Annotated in this window: 11 protein-coding genes; 2 read left to right on the top strand and 9 right to left on the bottom strand. The window is 28.6% G+C overall.

Annotated elements, in window-relative coordinates; all coding sequences use genetic code 11:
- Window positions 1-57: 57 nt before the first annotated feature.
- The 8 genes from PHEL85_RS02815 to PHEL85_RS02785 all read right to left on the bottom strand — a co-directional run bounded on the left by PHEL85_RS02815 (window position 58) and on the right by PHEL85_RS02785 (window position 11,026).
- A complete protein-coding gene (locus tag PHEL85_RS02815) occupies window positions 58-1,290 on the bottom strand; it encodes a M48 family metallopeptidase (RefSeq protein ID WP_036820767.1) in 1,233 nt (410 codons plus the stop codon).
- Window positions 1,291-2,040: a polyphosphate--glucose phosphotransferase gene (gene ppgK / locus PHEL85_RS02810; protein WP_036820759.1), complete on the bottom strand. Its 750-nt coding sequence runs from the start codon at window positions 2,038-2,040 to the stop codon at window positions 1,291-1,293.
- A gap of 3 nt (window positions 2,041-2,043) precedes the next feature.
- Window positions 2,044-2,841, bottom strand: coding sequence for a TrmH family RNA methyltransferase (locus PHEL85_RS02805; protein ID WP_036820758.1), 798 nt, complete (start codon window positions 2,839-2,841; stop codon window positions 2,044-2,046).
- A gap of 196 nt (window positions 2,842-3,037) precedes the next feature.
- Complete coding sequence (locus tag PHEL85_RS02800; RefSeq protein WP_036820756.1) at window positions 3,038-5,419, bottom strand: T9SS type A sorting domain-containing protein; 2,382 nt, start codon at window positions 5,417-5,419, stop codon at window positions 3,038-3,040.
- A gap of 158 nt (window positions 5,420-5,577) precedes the next feature.
- The gene (locus PHEL85_RS02795) at window positions 5,578-6,879 is read right to left on the bottom strand and encodes an amidohydrolase family protein (RefSeq protein WP_036820753.1); all 1,302 of its coding nucleotides are present in this window, start codon (window positions 6,877-6,879) and stop codon (window positions 5,578-5,580) included.
- Window positions 6,880-6,898: 19 nt separating this feature from the next.
- Window positions 6,899-8,305, bottom strand: coding sequence for an amidohydrolase (locus tag PHEL85_RS18320; protein ID WP_410477242.1), 1,407 nt, complete (start codon window positions 8,303-8,305; stop codon window positions 6,899-6,901).
- On the bottom strand, window positions 8,284-9,852 hold the full coding sequence (locus PHEL85_RS18315; protein WP_410477241.1) for an amidohydrolase family protein: 1,569 nt from the start codon (window positions 9,850-9,852) through the stop codon (window positions 8,284-8,286). Before PHEL85_RS18315 ends, PHEL85_RS18320 begins: the two co-directional genes overlap by 22 nt.
- A 97-nt stretch (window positions 9,853-9,949) precedes the next feature.
- Window positions 9,950-11,026: a DUF3810 domain-containing protein gene (locus tag PHEL85_RS02785; RefSeq protein WP_036820750.1), complete on the bottom strand. Its 1,077-nt coding sequence runs from the start codon at window positions 11,024-11,026 to the stop codon at window positions 9,950-9,952.
- A 137-nt stretch (window positions 11,027-11,163) separates the two neighbouring features.
- Between PHEL85_RS02785 and dnaB the strand changes: the two genes are divergently transcribed.
- Together dnaB and PHEL85_RS02775 are read left to right on the top strand one after the other, a co-directional pair.
- Complete coding sequence (gene dnaB, locus PHEL85_RS02780; RefSeq protein ID WP_036820747.1) at window positions 11,164-12,675, top strand: replicative DNA helicase; 1,512 nt, start codon at window positions 11,164-11,166, stop codon at window positions 12,673-12,675.
- Between the two features lie 147 nt (window positions 12,676-12,822).
- On the top strand, window positions 12,823-14,007 hold the full coding sequence (locus PHEL85_RS02775) for a hypothetical protein (protein ID WP_036823024.1): 1,185 nt from the start codon (window positions 12,823-12,825) through the stop codon (window positions 14,005-14,007).
- Window positions 14,008-14,135: 128 nt separating this feature from the next.
- Here the strand turns inward: PHEL85_RS02775 and PHEL85_RS02770 are convergent, their stop codons facing one another.
- Window positions 14,136-15,827, bottom strand: coding sequence for a helix-turn-helix domain-containing protein (locus PHEL85_RS02770; protein ID WP_036820744.1), 1,692 nt, complete (start codon window positions 15,825-15,827; stop codon window positions 14,136-14,138).
- Window positions 15,828-15,871: the final 44 nt, after the last annotated feature.

Below are 15,871 nucleotides of genomic sequence, written 5' to 3'. Positions count from 1 at the left end.
CAAATTAGTTTTAAACTTAAAGTGAAATTAGGAATAAGAATTTTAAGAAACAAGAAATTAAGATTCTAAATTATTAATTCTTTGTAATAAAGTTGGATGAGAATAATTCACAAAAACAAAAGCAGGATGTGGCGTTAAATTACTCAAACTATTTTTAGATAATTTTTTAAGTGATGTTATTAAAGATTTTCCTTCAAAAGTATCTTTTGCATAATTATCTGCCTGATATTCAAATCTTCTAGACATATAATTCATAAACAGTCCTGTAACTTCAGAAATTGGTGAATATAAAACTCCAAATGCAATTAAACCAATATGAAAACTAGGTATAGAAACACCTAAAGCTTCTGATAAAAGAGGTGAATTAACAAATAATGATAAAATAAAAAGCGTTAAACTAGTTAGTAAGATTGACAAAACTAGGTTAAAAATGATATGTCGTCTTTTATAATGACCAACTTCATGTGCCAAAACAGCTACAATTTCATCCGTTTCTAAATCATTAATTAATGTATCATATAAAGTGATCCTTTTCTGAGAACCAAAACCTGAGAAATAAGCATTTGCTTTTGTTGATCGTTTAGAACCATCAATGACAAAAATATTATTGATTGTAAAACCAACCTTTTTAGCATATTTTTCTATTGCTGACTTTAATTCTCCTTCTTCTAAAGGACTTTGTTTATTAAATAATGGAACAATTAATTTTGCGTAAAACATATTCATAAATAATGAAAATATAGCTATTAATACCCAAGCATAAATCCAGAAATCTTTACCTGTTAATTGATAAAACCAAATTATGAGTGATAAAATTCCACCACCAAGAATTACAGACATAAAAACACCTTTTATTTTATCTAACAAAAATGTTTTTTTTGTTGATTTGTTAAAACCAAATTTTTCTTCAATTACAAAAGTGCTATAATAAGATAGAGGAGTGGTTAAAACCCCTGAACCAAGCATAATAACTCCAAAGAAGATTAAAGCAATTAAAATTGGGTTTTCTGTATAAGTTCTTGCAAAATTATCTACATATTTAAAACCATCTAAAAAAAAGAAAATTAATGTAAAAATAGTTGAAAATAAAGAAGTTATATTCGAAAACTTAGCTTTCGTTTTTTTATAAGCTTGCGATTTTTTGTATTCCTGTTCATCATAAACATCTTTTAATTTTTCTGGAACTTCATCATCAAAATGTTTTTCGTTAAATGTGTCTAAAATTTTATCAACAATAAAACTGATAATTAAAATAGCGATGATTATGTAGAACAGAGTTGTTGGTTGCATTTATTTTTTACTTTTTTTACTTGCATAAATTGCAGCTCCAATAATACCTGCATTATTTCCAAATTTAGCAGCTTCAACAGGAACATCAACCGTTAAATATTCTTTAAATTTATCGAACTTTTTACTGATTCCACCACCTATTATAAACAATTTAGGAGTGTGCAGTGTTTTAACATGATTTAAGAATATATCTACTCTTTTTGCCCAGTCTTTAAGTGATAAATCTTCTCTTTTTCTGGCTGAATCTGCAGCAAATTTTTCAATAATTTCTCCATTTGTATGATAAATTCTACCTAATTCTACATTCGGAATTAATTTTCCATCATAAAAAAGACCAGAACCTATTCCTGTACCTAAAGTAATTACAAAAACTTTCCCTTTAACATTTTTTCCTGCCCCTAAATTAATTTCTGCAACACCTGCTAAGTCAGCATCATTACTTACATAAAATTTAACTCCATCACATTCTTTTTTAAAGAGTTTATCAACTTTAACACCAACCCAATCTTTACTTAAATTACCATGATGCATACATTGATCATCAACAATAATTGTAGGAAAACAACAGCCAACAGGTCCTTTCCAATCAAAATGTTTAACCATTTCTTTAATCACTTTTGCAACAGCTTTTGGTTCTGCTGGTTGTGGTGTGTTAATTCTATGCCTTTCAGAAAGTAATTCTCCGTTTTTTGTGTTTACAATTGCAGCTTTAATTCCTGATCCTCCAATATCGATACCTAATACTTTCATTTTTTACTTTTTAAATTTTCTCTGTCTTTTTGCTTCAAATAAAATAATTGCTGCAGAAACAGAAACATTCATAGAATCTATTTGTCCTTGCATCGGTATATTTATATTTTGTGTTGCTGCTTCTCTCCAAATTTCTGTTAAACCTGTTGCTTCTGTACCTACGACTATTGCTGTTGATTTTATGTAGTTTTCTTTGTGATATTCATTTGAATTTTGCAGGGTTGCAGCATAAATATCTATGTTCTTTTCTTGTAAAAAAGAAATTATTTCTTCGGAAGTACCTGTTGCAATTTGATTTGTAAAAACACAGCCAACACTAGATCTAATAATATTTGAATTGTATAAATCACTTTTAGGATTTGCTATAAAAACAGCATCTATATTTGCAGCATCTGCAGTTCTTAATAAAGCACCAATGTTTCCAGGTTTTTCAACACCTTCAGCTACTAAAATTAGTGGTTTTTTAGATTTAAATTGAATATTTTTTAAAGAGAAGTCTTTTACTTTAGTAACTGCTATAATACCTTCTGTAGAACCTCTATAAGCTAATTTATGATACACTTCTTTAGAGATTTCTATTCTATTTACGTTTGCATTAAAAAGATGTAAAACTTCATCTTCTGAAATTAAATCAGGATAAAAAAGAATGGTATCAAACTCATATTCAGAAGAAATAGCAAGTGAAATTTCACGTTTTCCTTCAATAATAAATAACCCTTGTTTTTTTCGTTCTCTCGCTTTTTCTTGCAGTTTTAATAAGTTTTTTACATACGAGTTATGAATACTAGTAATTTCTTTCATTAGAACAAATATACCTAATTATAGGTATTGGCTAATAAGCAAATATGAACAATATTTGTATATCAATAAACGATACTATTTGTTTAGACTATTAAATGTATTTGAATTTGGATTTTTATGAAAAGGAAAAAGAAAATTTAGTTTATTGTGAACTGTTTTTGATTGAAAAAGGCTCGCAATTGCGAGCCTTTTTTTCTTAATCTACAACTATTTTTTTGGAAACTAATTTTCTTTTTTTATTGTAAATTGATAATAAATACATTCCACTTGTAATTTCTGGAACTTTTATTTTTGATGATTTTAAAGTATTAATTACTTCATTTTTCTGATATTCCTTAACTAATTTCCCTTGTAAATTGGTAATTCTAAAAGTTGGATTTTCAATTTGAGTTTTAAAATTAATTGTTAAATAATTTCCTTTTTTTGAAGGGTTTGGATAGGTTGTAAATAAAGATGATTCTACATCTGAAACACTTGCAGTTTGTAAACTTGGATCTGCTTGTGCATATAAACCCGTTCCTGTTCCTACCAATAATTCATCATAAAAAAGACAATTTATTTCCGTGCCAACAGGGTAAGAATAACCTAAAACCCAAGAAGCTGCGCCACCTGTTAAATAATAAATTTCATTATCTACAGCACAATACAAAGTGTTTATACCATCGTTTACAATTGCTTTTCCTTGTTTATTATTTGTAGCAGTAGAAGTTGGAAATCCAGAAGTTGTATTCACAGACCAAAGATTGGTTCCTCCTAAAGGTTTGTAATATGACACAGGATGATTTGTGCCTGCATCTGTACCAGTAGCGTAGACAGTATTTGTGTTAAAATCATAATCTAAATCGTTAATAGAAACTACAATTGTTGTTCCTGTACTCGTTGTTCCTGCGTTCATATCTTGTGAAACAGACCAACTAGAACTTGTTTGTTCTAACTTATAAATACTTCTTCCAGTTGGGGCGCTTAAATCGTAATCTACACCTACATATGCTATGGTTGTGCCTGTTTCACTTGTAAAGGAAATATCTCTTACATCTACATCATTACTGCCAGAACTTGCGTGTAACAATACTTGTGACCATGTATTTCCTGCATCTTCAGAAACAAATAAACCACCTTTGTCTGTTCCTTGAATTTCTACTCCTGCAAAAACAATATTTTCGTCAAAAGGGCAAATAGTTAGTGCAGAAATCATTGTTCCAACACCAGGATAGTTGTATGGTGAAATTTCTGGTGTAAAAACTTTAGTCCAACTTACGCCACTATCTGTAGTTTTATAAACTCTTACATTTCCTGCGTAAGCAGTTGCATCATTAGAAGGTTTCATTGCTATAGAAAAATATCCAGAACCATCTCCATTCGGCCAAATAGAATTTGTCCAAACAGGAGTAGTATCATAATCTGTAACTTTTCTAACTCCAGATTTGGAGGCAATCCAACCTGTTTTTTTATCAGAAGTCATTTCCAGATCATTTACTTGCACAGCTTCAATTCCTTCATCTGCACTAGAAATATTAAGACCTTGATTATAAGAGATTCCTAACCCTTGATCTGAAGTTGAATAAAATATATTACTATTATTTGAATCTACAAAAACAGCTCCATCATTTGGATGCGTATAGTGAGATATTGTTCCAAATTTACTCCAAGTTCCAGTTATACCTTTATTATTACTAAACATAGATGCAGTTAAAACATAATAAGAAGATGAAGTTCCTGAAAAATCAAAATTGGTTCCAGAAGTCCCAGAAATTGTAGTATCAAATTCTGTGTATGTTGTACCACTATCATCAGAATATCCAATAAATTTATTTGTATTATTATTTCCCCCAATAAAAAATCTTCCATCTGGTGCAATTCCAAATGCTGTCCAATTAACAGAAGAACTTGTTAGAGTAGGAGAGATGTCTGTAAATGTTGTGCTTCTAGAGAAAGAAGTATAATCATCTGTAGAAACATATAATTTTGGTGAACTTCCTTTTCCAAAGACATACATTTTATTGGAAGTTGGTTGAATTATAATGTAAAATAAATCTGTAAATGATGGAAAACTAATAGAAGAACCTGAACCAGCTGTATAGCTATTGGATGCATCTAAAGTACCAAAATGTAGTTGTCCAGAACCAGCAGCAAAAATATAATTACCTTCAATAATTACTTGGTTTACACCTGTAATACCTGTATTATTTGCTGTTACATTGGTTATATTTGTTGAATATAATTCGTTTGAAGAGTTTGTAAAATAAATACTTTCTGAGTTTTCATGAATTTGAATATTCTGTATTCCTGAACCAAAATTTTGAGTGTTATCTAAACTTGGTACAACTTTAAATTTTTTTATTAAAGGAGTTGAACCATTTGTTAGTGCATCTGCATAAAAAACAGAATTTGCACTTTGGGTTGAAACAAATATTCTGGTAGAATCTGCGTGAAATTTATATCCATTTATATAATTAATTCTTCCTCCATAAACATCTTCTACAGTTGGAACACCAAGTGTAGAAAAGTAAGTAAACTCAATAAAAGCAAAGCTTAAAGTAGCAAGTAGCAATAATAAAAATAAGTGTTTTTTTTTCATAATAGTAGTTTTTTGGTTTCATAAAATTATGAAATTAAGTGTATTAAAGAAAAAAAAAGTCAATTATAGGTGTTTTTCCTGTATGAGTCACGTGCTTTTTTTAAACAAAAAAAAGCTCTGAAAAACAGAGCTTTATAAAAAAAAATAAAAATTATAATTTATTTAGATTTATATTTATTAGAATAACGTTTCCACAATTTTGTTTGGTGTGTTTCTAAACTAATTTTTCTTCCTTGAATAAAAGCCTCTGTTAAAATATTAGTTCTCATGTCTAAGGCATCACCTTCAGAAATAAATAATGTTGCATCTTTTCCTACTTCTAAAGTTCCTACGAAATCATCAATTCCTAAAATTTTTGCATTGTTAGAAGTTATCATTTTTAAAGCTTCTTCTCTATCAATTCCAAAAGCTGCATAGGTTCCTGCATAAAATGGTAAGTTTCTAGTATTCATGCGTTCCATTTGTCCTTCCATTCCTAAACCAACAGTAATTCCTTTATCAATTAAAATTTTAGCATTTCTGTATGATAAATCATAATCATCATCTTCTCCATTAGGAATTCTATGTGATCTATCAATAATAACAGGAATGTTATTTTTAACTAATAAATCAGCAACGTTTTCAGCACCATTTGCATGCACCAATACAATGTTACTAACGCCTAATTTTTTAAATGATTTTATAGCATCAGTAATTTCTTTTTCTCCATTTACATGAATAAAAATCTTTTGAGAACTATTAAATAATCCTTTTGTAGCTTTAAATGGAAGGTTTTCTGTTGATGAATTACTTGCTAAGTACCTTTTTGCTTTGTTAAAAAAAGTTATAATTTTTTCAATGTTTTTCACATAGTTTTTGTCTTCTTTTAAAGCAGGATCTTCTCCTAACCACCAACGACCACGAGTTAAGCTTCTAGGCCAATTAATATGTATTGCATCGTCTTTTTTAATAGCAGCATCTTCCCAGTTCCAGGCATCAAATTGCATTACAGAAGAAGTTCCAGAAATTGTTCCTCCACGAGGTGTAATTTGCCCCATAAAAACACCATTTGGTCTCATAGATTCTACAACTTTACTTTCAGCATTATAGGCAATTAAACTTCTAATATGTGGCAACATAGATCCCACTTCATCTTCATCATCAGTGGCTCTTACAGCATCAATTTCAACCAAACCTAAAGATGCATTTGCTGCAATAAAACCAGGGTAAATATGTTTTCCTTTTGCATTGATAATTGTTCCATTTCTTGCAATTTTCATCATTGCAGAACCCACAAATGTAATTTTACCATCAGCAAACATTATGAGTGAATTTTCAATTACTTTTCCATTTCCTAAATGTGCTGTTGCTCCTTCAATAGAAAAAGCTACTGTTTGTTTTGATGCTGGTGTTTGTTGTGCAGAAATGTTTCCTAAACAGCATAAGAAACATACCAAACTATATATATATTGTTTTTTCATTTTGTTTGTTTTTAAATTCTTATTCTGTATCACAATGAAAGTGTTGATTACGTTTTTTCTTAGGCATCACTGTTTTTCCCCCATTCATTTTTTCTGCAAGCATCATTTTTAACAATTTGCTTTTTTCTGATTTTATAGCTGAACGTTTTTCTAAATCTTTTTCGATATCAAAGTAAATAGTTCCATCAATAATTGTTTTTTCTGCTTTTGCATAAATTGATAACGGATTGTGACTCCATAAAACGACATCACCATCTTTACCAACTTTTATAGAACCTGTTCTGTTATCTAAATGTAATAATTTTGCAGGATTAATAGTAACCATTTTCCAAGCTTCCAATTCAGAAACACCACCATATTTAATTATTTTAGCAGCTTCTTGATTTAATCTTCTAGACATTTCTCTGTCATCCGAATTAATTGCAACCGTAATTCCTTGATTGTGCATAATTGCTGCATTATAAGGTATTGCATCTAAAACTTCGTATTTGTATGCCCACCAATCTGAAAAAGTAGAACCTCCAACACCATGTTTTTTCATTTTATCAGCAACTTTATATCCTTCTAAAATATGTGTAAATGTGTTGATGTTAAAGTTAAACTTCTCTGCAACTTTTATTAACATATTAATTTCTGATTGTACATAAGAATGACAAGAAATAAAACGTTCTTTATTAATAATTTCTGCTAAAGTTTCTAATTCAATGTCTTTTCTATAGGGTTTTCCGCTTTTCTTTAAAGCATCATATTCTTTAGCTCTTTGAAAATAATCGATAAAAACCTGTTCTGTTCCCATTCTTGTCTGTGGAAAACGAATGTTGTTATTTGCTCCCCAATTAGATTGTTTTACATTTTCTCCTAAAGCAAATTTGATAAACTTAGGCGAATCTTTATAAATTAAACCTTCAGCATTTTCTCCCCATTTTAGTTTGATGATTGCAGAACGCCCACCAATAGGATTTGCAGAACCATGTAAAATTTGTATTGATGTAACTCCACCGGCTAAATTTCTGTAAATGTTCATATCTGTAGGATTCACAACATCTTCTATAGATACTTCTGCAGTAGAGTTATGGCCAGCTTCATTAACAGCAGATGTAGCAATATGAGAATGCTCGTCAATAATTCCTGCAGTTAAATATTTTCCTGTTCCATCTATAACTTTAGCGCTTCTAGATTTTAAGTTTTTACCAATTGCTGTAATTTTTCCATCTTTTATTAAAACATCTGTATTTTCTAATATTCCTACTTCTTCAGAAGTCCAAACTGTTGCGTTTTTAATTAAAATAGTTTCTTGTTTTGGTAAGGTAAAATTACCATAACCAACATTAGGATAACTTACAGGTAAAAGAGTTAAATCATCTTCTTTCTTTTTATTATCTTTTTTCTTTTTACTGTCTTTTTTTACTTTTTTGAAGCAGACCAAATAGATTTGTTACCTGCTTCATCATAAGCTGTTCCTTGCATTGCATTAGAAGCATTAATGGTTTGACCTATTAATCTTGTATAACCATTATCCATAATTGTTAAGTGAATCCATCCATCTTTAAAAGCAAATTTAGATTTCACTTTTTTATCATCCTTTTTTAAAGAACCAGCTTGTTTAGCTCCTTTACCTGAAATTAGAAGTGAATAATTTTCACCATCAACATTTACCATATAATCACCAGTTATATCAGTAACATTCATATCATTAATAACATTTTTATCACCCTGAACCCAGTTTTCATAAATAGTTGTTTTGCTATTAAAAACATCACCAGAAGTAATTATAAAATTAGCATAACTGCCTGTATTTAAATTACCAATAGTTGTTTTTCCTAACAATTTTGCAGGAATAGTTGTTAAAGATTCCAATGCTTTTTCTTTATCAAAACCATATTTAATTGCTTTCTGTAGGTTTTTATGAAAAGAACTTACTTTTTTTAATTTGTGAGTTGTTAACGCAAAATTAACTCCGTTTTTTGCTAAAACACTTAGGTTAGATGGTTCTTGATTCCATTTACGCATATCACTCAATGCAATGTGTTTTGCAATTAAAGGATTACTAACATCATAAGCATCTTGAAAATTAATAGGAATAATTAAACTTGCATTTGTTTTCTTAATTTCATTAATTCTTTCATATTCATCTCCTCCACCAAGAATTGTAAATTGAATATTAAATTCGTCTCCAACTTTATCAGCTCTTAAAATATCTAACCAACTACCACCTTCAAAAACTTGTAATAGATTTTTATTAGTATTTAAAGCTTCTAAAGATTTGTCTTTGTTTTTTGTATTACCAGTTGCGTACCATTTTGCATCTAAATACATTTGACGTAAAAGTGACATAGATCCCATTTTTGAAGTAGGGTAGGATTGTTTTGATAAAGCGCTTTTAGTAAAAGATAAATATTGGGCAGAAGTATTGTCTAAAATTCGGTAAGCATCTGAAGAATTTGGATTTAATGCTACTAGCATTCCGTTTCCACGAACAATTCCATCCTGTAAATGTGTATTTACAACTCCAAAACCAGCTTTAAGATAGTCAGTTGATTTTTTTGTGTCAAATTTAAATGAATTAGCAGCTTTGGTTTCTGGTCTAATATGATCATTCCAATAAAAACCTTTTCTACCAGCATCATATTGTGGTTTTCCGCTTCTTCTATTTGTAGAAGTCCTTTTTGGTTTTGTGATTCCAAAACTCGAATAAATATCAATAAATGAAGGATAGATTGTTTTTCCAGCAATATCAATAATTTCTGTTCCTTTTGGAATAGAAACAGATTTACCGACAGCTAAAATTTTACCATCTTTCACTAATAAAGTCCCTTTTTTTATGACTTTCTGTGGGGTTACATAAATAGTAGCATTTTTAAAAGCCACTATTTTGTTGGTTGAAGTTTTTACACCTGTATTTGTCGGGAAATATTCTTGCGAATGCAAAGAAAAAGCAACAAATAAGGAGAAAAATAAGAGTAGTTTTCTCATATTAAGTTAGTATTAGTTATTTGAATTGTTTTACAAAATAATTAGAAGGAATTTGTAAAATGTTAAAAGTAATTATTTTAACAAAATTTTAAGGATTTTAAGATGGAGTAGAAGACTCAAAATAACTGATAAATAAATCAACCACATAATTGTAAGATTGTACACCTTTATCTTGTTTATTTGCCTTTAAATAAGCATTGTATCCTTTTTTCATTAAAGGTTCAAAAGGGTTTTTAAATTGTTGCCAATGTTTAAAACTAGCATTATAATCCTTTACAACTCCTTTGTTTACAGTTTTCCAAAGTTCTTTTGTTAATTCTTTATCACGTTTTCTTAATTCAGAAATACAATACCCATAAGCCATTCTATAACTTGCATATTTAAAATAAATATCGTCATTATAATTTGCAGCTAAAAAACCAACAAAATTTGCTTCGTTTTCTGCCGCAAAACCTATTTGATGTGCCATTTCATGACAAGTAGTTGTTGGATAACTTGTTTTAGGAACTCTATTATTAACTTGAGCTTCGCCTGTTAATGGATTTAAATATCCAGAAGTTCCATTATAAGATTGAAACAAACTCATTAACGAGCTTTTAACAGATTTGTGATTGTATTTTAACTGCGGAAAATCATTAGATAAATTTTCATAACCAGCAATTGCCATTTCATACATTTCCTTTTGAGAATAAGGGTTTTCAACTTTTAATGTATCGTTATTTGTAATTTTAAGTTGATAGTCATTCAGTTTTAAAATAATGTGTTTAGTAACTTTTTGTAGTTGTTCTGTGGTATATTTTTGTTGTTGATAGTGTAAGTTTTTTGCTAAAGGTTCTCTGTAATAATTCAATCCCCAAAAAAGATAAAAACAAAAGTAAATGACAGAAAAAACAGCGACTAAATGAATAAGTTTAGGTATTAGGTTTCTAAAACGATTTTTAATCAATCTATAAATAAATCGAATAAAAACAAAGAGTCCAAAACCTAATAAAAGATCGCCAATAGAAAACGGAATCCAACCTAAAATAATTCTAAAAAAAGAAGAAATAGTCGGGTAAATTCCGTTCGAATAATAGTGTTCTATAAATTCAGGATTTTTCGCCACCAATTTCATTAAAAGCATTTGAATTGGTAAGATAATTGCTAAAATAATATGTTTTTTATTCCACTTCATTGTTGTAAAAATAGGTAATCAAAATAGAAGTTGACTGGTTATTAACAAGATAATAACATTTTTGTTTACAATTTTGTTTACAAATTAAAGTTAATTTTTAGAAAGCACTTTCAACCTAAAAAAGTACATTTGTGATAATGGAAAAAACGACTCCTGTTACAGGTAAAAAGATAGACAAATCAAGATTAATTAGTCTTGAAAAAGGGAAAATTCCCCCACAAGCAATAGAGTTAGAAGAAGCTGTGTTGGGAGCAATGATGATTGATAAAAAGGGTATTGATGATGTAATTGATGTCTTAAGTGCTGATGCTTTTTATGATCAGAAACATCAAGAAATTTATGCGGCAATTTATGAATTGTTCCAAAATTCTGAACCTATAGATCTTTTAACAGTATCAAATTTGTTAAAAAAGAATGGGAAATTAGAATTTGTTGGTGGTGATTTTGCATTGATTCGTTTAACTCAAAAAGTAGCTTCTTCTGCGCATATTGAGTTCCATGCTAGAATTATATTACAAAAATTTATTCAACGTAGATTAATATCAATTTCATCAGAAATTATAGAGAATGCCTATGATGAAAGCACAGATGTATTTGACTTATTAGATGATGCTGAGGGGAAGCTTTTTGAAGTTACACAAGGAAATTTAAAAAAGAGTTCAGAACCTGCAGGTTCACTTGTTAAACAAGCATTAAAAAAGATTCAAGAAATTGGGAATCAAGAAGGAATGTCTGGTTTAGCAACTGGTTTTACTAAATTAGATGCTTTAACTTCTGGTTGGCAACCATCCGATTTAGTTATTATTGCTGCACGTCCTGGTATGGGAAAAACGGCATTTGTAATTTCGATGGCAAAAAATATGGCTATTGATTTTAATCATGGTGTTGCAGTATTTTCTTTAGAAATGTCTTCTGTTCAGTTAATTACACGTATGATTTCTTCGGAAACTGGTTTAACATCAGAAAAATTAAGAAAAGGTAATTTAGAGCCACATGAATGGGAACAATTAAATGTAAAAGTAAAACGTTTATCTGATGCTCCTATTTTTATTGATGACACTCCATCTCTTTCTGTTTTCGATTTACGTGCAAAAGCACGAAGATTGGTTTCTCAACATAGCGTTAAAATTATTGTAATTGATTATTTACAATTAATGACAGCTGGAGGAAAAGCAGGAGGGAATCGTGAACAAGAAATTTCTATGATTTCTAGAAACTTAAAAGCTTTAGCAAAAGAATTGGAAGTTCCTGTAATTGCACTTTCTCAGTTATCACGTGCTGTAGAAACTCGTGGAGGATCTAAAAGACCTTTATTGTCTGATTTACGTGAATCTGGTGCAATTGAGCAAGATGCAGATATTGTATCGTTTATTTTTAGACCAGAATATTATGGAATGACAGAATGGGATGATGATGAACATACGCCATGTGAAGGACAAGGAGAATTTATTGTTGCAAAACATAGAAATGGTGGTTTAGATAATATTCGTTTGAAATTTACAGGGCATTTAGCAAAATTTTCGGATTTAGAAGAAGGTTTTAGTTCTGAATTCCAATCTTCTATGAATGCTGATTTCCCAGACGATGTTTTTCCTGATCAAAGAATTGAACCAAAAGATGCTTTTGGTGATGATGATGTTCCTTTTTAGAACATTAAAAATTTTATAAAATTATAGAAATACACAATTGCTTCGGAGTAATTGTGTATTTTAGTTTTTAGAATGAAAAAACTTTTAACAATACTTACGTTTCTTTTAGTATCAAACTCAATTTGGGCATCATTTATATATGTACCAATGAGCCATGATAATCAGAAAAACCATTTAAAAGCATATGGAATTGTTTATTTTTCATTAGAAGCAGGTTTAAAATCGAAATGGTTATTAAATTACGATGGAGGTGCTTTTTTAATAGAAAATAATAAAATTGTAGAGAATGAATGTAAAGTAAGAGGCGTTTCTTATCAAGTAATTTCTGATGCCAAATCTCAATTAATATTACAAGAAATATCATCACCTTCATCAAATCAAGATGCAATAACTTTAGAAAAGGCGCCAAAAATTGCAGTGTATTCTCCAAAAGATAAAATGCCTTGGGATGATGCTGTTACCATGGTTTTAACTTATGCAGAAATTCCTTTTGATGTAATTTATGACAAAGATGTTTTGGCAGATAAGCTCCTTATATATGAATGGTTGCATTTACATCACGAAGATTTTACAGGTCAATATGGGCGTTTTTATGGTTCTTTTAGAACTGCTCCCTGGTATATTGAAGGCAAACAAAGAGCAGAAAAACAATCTGCTGAATTAGGTTTTTCTAAAGTTTCTCAAGAAAAATTAGCAGTTTCTAAAAAAATTAGAGATTTTGTAATTGGTGGTGGTTTTATGTTTGCTATGTGTTCTGCTACTGATAGTTTTGATATTGCTTTGTCTGCAGAAGGAGTAGATATTGCAGAAGCAATGTTTGATGGAGATGCATCAGAACCAAACTATCAATCTAAAATTAATTACAATAAAACTTTTGCTTTTAAAGATTTTCAATTAGTTAGAAACCCAATTACTTATGAGTTTTCTACGATTGATATGACACGTAAACGTAAAATTCCTAAAACTTCAGATTATTTTTCTTTGGTAGAATTTTCTGCAAAATGGGATCCTGTTCCAACAATGTTAACGCAAAATCACACAACTTTAGTAAAAGGTTTTATGGGGCAAACCACTTCTTTTGATAGAAATACTGTAAAAACAAATGTGTTAGTTTTGGGTGAAAATAAAGTAAATAGAGAAGCACGTTATATTCATGGAACCAAAGGAAAAGGAATGTTTACTTTTTATGGAGGTCATGACCCAGAAGATTATACACATAGAGTAGGAGATCCAAAAACAGAATTAGATTTACATCCAACTTCACCTGGTTATCGTTTAATTTTAAATAATGTGTTGTTTCCTGCTGCTAAAAAGAAGAAGCAAAAAACATAATATTATTTTCTACTCCTGTAATTACATTGAAAACAGTAATCTATTTTAAATTTAGGTACAATTATGAAATTCCTACCTTAATTTATCTTGAGTAATAAAGAATGAAAATTAAATAGGTACTATAAAACTTAAGCAACTTCTTTTTTGTTTAATTCCTTAATATAAAATGAAGGCTTTAAACCTGTTTTTTTATAAAATGCATTAGAGAATGATTCTGCTTTTTTAAAACCTACTTCGTTTGCAATCGCTTTAATGGTATATTTTTTTAGAGTAGTATCAGTTTGTAAAATTTCTAAAGCATAATTAATTCGTAAGTCATTTAAATAGGAAGAAAAACTTTTTTCTTTAAAATGGTTTATTGTTTTTGATAAATAATTAGAATTAGTGTTCAAACTTTTTGCTAAAGAATTTAATGTAATATTATTACTAGTAAATTCATTATTTGCCTCAAATAGATCTAACTGCTTCAATATGGTTGTTGTTATATCTTTTGACAAAGAGAAGGCTTCCATAATAGTATTTTGTTTTGGAAGTATTTCTTTCTTATTTTCTAGTTTTACTTGTAATTTATAAAAGCGTTGTTTTAATATTTTTCTTTTTCTATATTGATAAACCACCAAAATAATAGCTAACAAAGCTATTATTCCTAAAACTATTTTTATTTTGTTAGAAGTAAGTGCTTTTTCTTCTAGTTGTTTAATAGCCTCTTCTTTTTCAGTTTTCAATTTTGGAATATCATATTTTTCTGTAAACGTTTTGGCAAGTTTTTTTTCTCTAGAATTTAAAATACTATCAACTATTAAAAGTTTTTCTATATACTTTAATTGATTTTTTAAATCTTTTTTTTCTTTATAATGTTTTATTAAAAAAGTATAGCTTTTTTTTTGTGAGGCTTGGGTAATATTGGTTTTTTGATATAAAGAATCTATCTTTAAATTATAAATAAGAGCTTTTTCTTGTTGATTTAATTTTGAATACGATTCTGCGATTAAATTATAACTTTTTGATAAAATAATATAATTTTCATCTTCAATTATACCAGATATTGATTTTTTTAAATTGTTAATAGCAAGAAGATATTTTTTTTGATTGAATTCTATTTGACCTTTTCTGTAAAAAGAATAGCCAATTAAATCTGAAAAATTTCCTTCTATTGAAAGTTTTAGAGCTTTTTCATTGAAAAAAATAGCAGAATCATATTTTTTTTCTTTTAAATAATTTGAGGAAATATTAATTAATAGAGTACAATATTGAAGATTTTCTTTATTTTCTGAATAATTATTATAAAAGTTATAGGCTTTCAATCTTAATTTTTTTGCTTCAGAATAATTTCCATTTTTGCCATTTAATACAGATATACTTTTTATAGCGATATATCTTAAACTATCATTTCTATATAAATCTGTATATTTTTTTACTAATAAATAATTTTTTAGTGACTGACTATTAATCCCTTTATGAATAAAATACCTCCCTTTATCTAAATAAGCGTAGGCAGGAAACATTTTAGTAGGTTTCCTTTTAGTTTTTTTTATTAAACTATCTATATAATTTAAGTAAATTTTATCATCATTAAAAACTTCACCTAAAAAAGAATACCCAGTAATGGTGTTAATAGTATCTTTCTGTTTTTTAGCCTTTTTTAGAAATATTTCTGCCAATTTTTTAGATTTTATAGAATCAATAAATTTATATTCATAATATTTTTCTGAAATATATTGATAAGAAGAATCTATTAAAGAGTTTATGTTTTGAGAACATGTAGTTTTAGAATAAACTAATGTGGTAAATAAAATAATATAATAAATAATTTTTTTCATAGCTAAGGCCAAATATATGAAACATATTTATCTTTTTTAGTACT

Origin of the sequence: Polaribacter sp. Hel1_85 (genome assembly GCF_000766795.1) — a bacterium.
Taxonomy (GTDB): Bacteria; Bacteroidota; Bacteroidia; order Flavobacteriales; family Flavobacteriaceae; genus Polaribacter.
Note: the sequence above shows the minus strand (reverse complement) of the source record. Positions and strands in the feature narration are given on the sequence as shown.

Bases quoted from the DNA above. Each gene is read 5' to 3' on its own strand.
- PHEL85_RS02795 (WP_036820753.1), bottom strand. From the start codon at position 6,879: ATGAAAAAACAATATATATATAGTTTGGTATGTTTCTTATGCTGTTTA.
- PHEL85_RS02770 (WP_036820744.1), bottom strand. From the start codon at position 15,827: ATGAAAAAAATTATTTATTATATTATTTTATTTACCACATTAGTTTAT.
- PHEL85_RS02785 (WP_036820750.1), bottom strand. From the start codon at position 11,026: ATGAAGTGGAATAAAAAACATATTATTTTAGCAATTATCTTACCAATT.
- PHEL85_RS02800 (WP_036820756.1), bottom strand. From the start codon at position 5,419: ATGAAAAAAAAACACTTATTTTTATTATTGCTACTTGCTACTTTAAGC.
- ppgK (WP_036820759.1), bottom strand. From the start codon at position 2,040: ATGAAAGTATTAGGTATCGATATTGGAGGATCAGGAATTAAAGCTGCA.
- PHEL85_RS02775 (WP_036823024.1), top strand. From the start codon at position 12,823: ATGAGCCATGATAATCAGAAAAACCATTTAAAAGCATATGGAATTGTT.
- PHEL85_RS02815 (WP_036820767.1), bottom strand. From the start codon at position 1,290: ATGCAACCAACAACTCTGTTCTACATAATCATCGCTATTTTAATTATC.
- dnaB (WP_036820747.1), top strand. From the start codon at position 11,164: ATGGAAAAAACGACTCCTGTTACAGGTAAAAAGATAGACAAATCAAGA.
- PHEL85_RS18315 (WP_410477241.1), bottom strand. From the start codon at position 9,852: ATGAGAAAACTACTCTTATTTTTCTCCTTATTTGTTGCTTTTTCTTTG.
- PHEL85_RS02805 (WP_036820758.1), bottom strand. From the start codon at position 2,841: ATGAAAGAAATTACTAGTATTCATAACTCGTATGTAAAAAACTTATTA.